The organism is Chamaesiphon sp. VAR_69_metabat_338 (genome assembly GCF_031423935.1).
GTDB lineage: Bacteria > Cyanobacteriota > Cyanobacteriia > Cyanobacteriales > Chamaesiphonaceae > Chamaesiphon.
In genome coordinates this window covers 1-4,185 of sequence record NZ_JANPGM010000516.1, presented here as the reverse complement: position 1 = coordinate 4,185, position 4,185 = coordinate 1, and the positions used below count along the sequence as shown (strand labels likewise).

Sequence of the window (4,185 nt, the reverse complement as noted above, 5' to 3'; positions counted from 1 at the left end):
CCCCCCGGGGCCAACAACAACACAATCTTACCATACAAATTTTTTGTTTCTTTTTTTGTCCGATTTTTTGGGGGGTGGGGGGGGGGGGGGGGGCCCTAGGGATTGGAAGGGTTTAGAGGTTAGGATTTAGGGCTGAGGCTTGAAGGTTGAGGATTCAGCAAGTAATCGGTATTTTCTATGCCCGATCGCTTATTCTCTACTTCCTATCCTCAATTCCCTATCCCCTATCCCCTATTCCCTATTCCCTCCTAGACTTCTTCACTATCGTCGCCACGCGCAAACGATTCATAAGTGGGACGAGAAGGCGCGCGACGGGTATTGACATCGGCCATCAGATCGACTTCGACGTCGCGGCTATCGCCGTCGGGGGTCTGTTCGACTTTGTGAACGGCAATATCTAGACCGAGAGACTGCAACTCGCGCATTAGTACCTTGAAGGATTCGGGCGTGCCAGGGCTGGGAATCGATTTACCTTTAACGATCGCGTTGAGGGCATCGTTCCGGCCTTGCATATCATCAGATTTGACGGTGAGTAGCTCTTGGAGCGTGTAGGCCGCACCAAAGGCTTCGAGTGCCCAGACTTCCATTTCCCCGAACCGTTGACCGCCTTGTTGGGCTTTACCACCGAGGGGTTGTTGGGTAACGAGGGAATAAGGGCCAGTGGAACGCGCGTGGATCTTGTCATCGACTAAGTGGACGAGTTTGAGCATATACGCCTTCCCGACGGTTACGGGTCGATCGAAAGCTTCGCCGGTGCGTCCGTCATAGACGGTGGTTTTACCAGGCTCGTTTTTGTCGAACAGCCAAGGTTTACCTTGTTCTTTAGCCGCAGCTTTAAGCTTGCCATGTACTGTCGATCGCGAGGCTTCGGGTGCGTACATTTCATCGAATGGTGTCACCTTAAACCGCATGCCCAGGTTATGTCCCGCCCAACCGAGCAGACATTCAAACACCTGACCGACATTCATCCGTGAGGGCACGCCGAGCGGATTGAGGACGATATCGACGGCAGTACCATCGGGTAGGTAAGGCATATCCTCTTGCGGCATAATCCGCGAGACGATTCCTTTATTGCCGTGGCGTCCGGCCATTTTGTCGCCGACTTGGATTTTCCGCTTTTGCGCGACGTAGATCCGCACGACCATATTGGCTCCAGGTGGCAATTCATCGCCTTGTTCGCGGGTAAATACGCGGACATCGACAACGCGGCCTTTTTCACCGTTAGGAACTCGCAGGGAGTTATCGCGGACATCGCGGGCTTTTTCACCGAAGATGGCGCGCAGCAGTTTTTCTTCTGGCGGCTGGTCGGATTCGCCTTTGGGCGTCACTTTACCGACGAGAATATCGCCAGATGTCACCCACGCACCCTTGCGGATGATGCCGGTTTCGTCCAGATTCCGCAAGGATTCTTCACTGACGTTGGGAATTTCGCGGGTAATCTCTTCAGGGCCGAGCTTGGTTTGCCGTGCTTCGATTTCAAACTTCTCGATGTGGATACTGGTATAGAAATCTTGAGATACCAATCGCTCGCTAATGAGGATCGCATCCTCATAGTTGTAGCCTTCCCACGGCATATAAGCGACTAGAATATTTTGACCCAGAGCCAGCTCGCCGCCTTCAGTTGCCGAACCATCTGCCAGGACTTGACCAGCAACGACTCGATCGCCGATTTGTACCAAGGGACGTTGGTTGAGGCAAGTATCCTGATTAGAACGGTGATATTTCTGGAGCAGATATTTTTGGGTGCGACCGTTATCGCCTTTAACATCGATCGATTCGGCTTCGATGAAGCTGACTACACCGTCGATTTTCGAGACGACGACCATCCCCGAATCCCGCGCAGCTTGGACTTCCAAGCCCGTACCGACTAGCGGACGTTCGGGACGCAGCAAGGGTACCGCCTGACGTTGCATGTTCGACCCCATCAGGGCGCGGTTGGCGTCATCGTGCTCCAAGAACGGAATCAACGATGTTGCCACCGAAATAATCTGCACCGGCGAAATCGCGACATAATCCACCTGATCTGGGGTAGTAGTCGTAAATTCATGTCGATAGCGGACGGGAATCGTCGAACCCAAGATATAACCATGCTCGTCGGTGGTGATATCGCCAGGTGCGACTCGCAGATCGTCCTCTTGATCCGCCGTCATATATTCCGCTTCTAGCTCGCGCTTGACCCGACCATTTTCGACGGGTAAGAACGGCGTTTCGATAAACCCATATTGATTGACCCGCGCATGCGTCGCTAGCGAACCGATCAAGCCCGCGTTGGGGCCTTCCGGGGTTTCAATCGGGCAAATCCGCCCGTAGTGGGAGGTGTGAATATCGCGTACCGCAAAGCCCGCCCGTTCTCGGGTCAAACCACCAGGGCCTAAGGCTGAGAGTCGGCGTTTGTGGGTCAATTCCGCCAGGGGATTGGTTTGATCCATAAACTGGGACAGTTGCGAGGAACCAAAAAATTCCTTCACGGCCGCAACTAAGGGCTTGGGATTGACCAAACTCGCTGGTGTCAAGCTGCTAGTCTCCGAAACTGTCATCCGTTCGCGAATGATCCGCTCTAAGCGATTCAAGCCGACCCGAATTTGGTTTTGGAGCAATTCGCCGACCGAGCGCACACGGCGGTTGCCTAAGTGGTCGATATCATCGGTACTGCCGATATCAAATTCCAGATTGATCAGATAATCGATCGCGCACAAGATATCTTGCGGTGTTAGCACCCGAATGGCATCGGGAGTCGTCAACCGCAATTTGCGATTCAACTTATACCGTCCGACCTTACCCAAATCGTAACGTTTGGGGTCGAAAAAGCGCGAATCGAGCAATTGCTGACCGCCACTCACCGTTGGCGGTTCGCCCGGACGCAGCTTTTTGTACAGCTCCATCAACGCTTCTTCTTCGGACAAGTTGCCTTCTTTATCGATCGTCTTTTGATAAAACTCAGGGTGACGTAAGGAGTCAAAAATCTCGTTATCGGTCAATCCCAGTGCTTTTAACAGTACCTGCGCCGATAGCTTACGAGTCTTATCGATCCGCACCCAGACGATATCATTTTTATCCGTTTCAAACTTCAGCCACGCTCCGCGATTGGGGATCAGTGACGCACTATATGTTCTACGACCGTTTTTATCTAGCTCGGATTTGTAATAAACCCCAGGCGAGCGCACGATCTGATTGACAATTACCCGCTCGGCACCGTTAATAATAAACGTCCCCCGATCGGTCATCAATGGCAAGTCACCGATAAAGACATCCTGCTCGATGATTTTGCCTTTATCTTCTTTGTTAATTAATTGCGTCGGTACATACATTTGCACCGCATAGCTAGCGTCGCGTCGCTTGGCTTCATCAACGTCGTATTTCGGTCGTTTGAGCTTGTAATTTTTGGCGAGGAATCTTAATTCTAGTTTGCCGGTATAGTCCGTAATCGGTGAAAAGCTATCTAATTCTTCGATTAAGCCTTCTTCCAAAAACCAGCGGAAGCTAGAACGCTGAATCTCTACTAAATCCGGCAGCATGTAAGTGGATGCTGTAGTAGTAATCTGACTAGTCATAGTATTCCTCTCTAAGCACGTTCTATACAGGGATCGATTCTTCGCAAAAGTGATAATTTCACAGATCGACACTAGCTCGGGCTAGCTGTAGGATCTTGAATATCTGCAGTCTGGGTCGCCATTTGTGAGCTTACATGGTAAAATAAATAAGTTACTTAAAAGTCTTAATGCTCCCCGACGACCGATAACTTTTGGTTGACACGATTTCGATCGCTAGATGCATCTAGAACGGCTTCAACCTGGCTATCTGGGGTGAGAATCATCTTTGGTAGTGACAGTAAATAGGATTTGAATGTAGCGTAAATCTTGCCAGCGGTTTAAATATAAAAATTGCCGATCGAGAGCCTTAATCGATCGATGCTAAAACTGGTAATCTAAATAGCTCTCTTGCATTAGCAGTAGTAAATCCTGCCAAACTCTCCACACTTTCACCGCGCAAGGTTGCCAAAAAGCTAGCTACCTGAGCGACAAAAGCTGGCTCATTCCGTTTGCCGCGATGGGGTACAGGTGCCAGGAACGGACAATCGGTTTCAATTAGCAATCTCGCTGGCGGCACGAGTTGTGCCGAAGCTTGAATCTGTGCGGCATTTTTGAAGGTAACTACCCCACTAAAGCTAATGTAAAACCCCAAATC

At 50.7% G+C, this 4,185-nt stretch carries 2 protein-coding genes; both read right to left on the bottom strand.

All coding sequences use genetic code 11. The features are described from left to right. Nucleotides 1-248: 248 nt before the first annotated feature. The gene (rpoB, locus tag RMO84_RS14325; RefSeq protein WP_310489124.1) at nt 249-3,551 is read right to left on the bottom strand and encodes a DNA-directed RNA polymerase subunit beta; all 3,303 of its coding nucleotides are present in this window, start codon (nt 3,549-3,551) and stop codon (nt 249-251) included. Between the two features lie 346 nt (nt 3,552-3,897). Further along, on the bottom strand, nt 3,898-4,185 hold a 288-nt coding region (locus tag RMO84_RS14320; protein WP_310489123.1), incomplete at its 5' end, for a TatD family hydrolase.

What these genes read in the sequence shown, in the direction of transcription:
- rpoB (WP_310489124.1), bottom strand. Translation starts at nt 3,551, where the DNA reads ATGACTAGTCAGATTACTACTACAGCATCCACTTACATGCTGCCGGAT.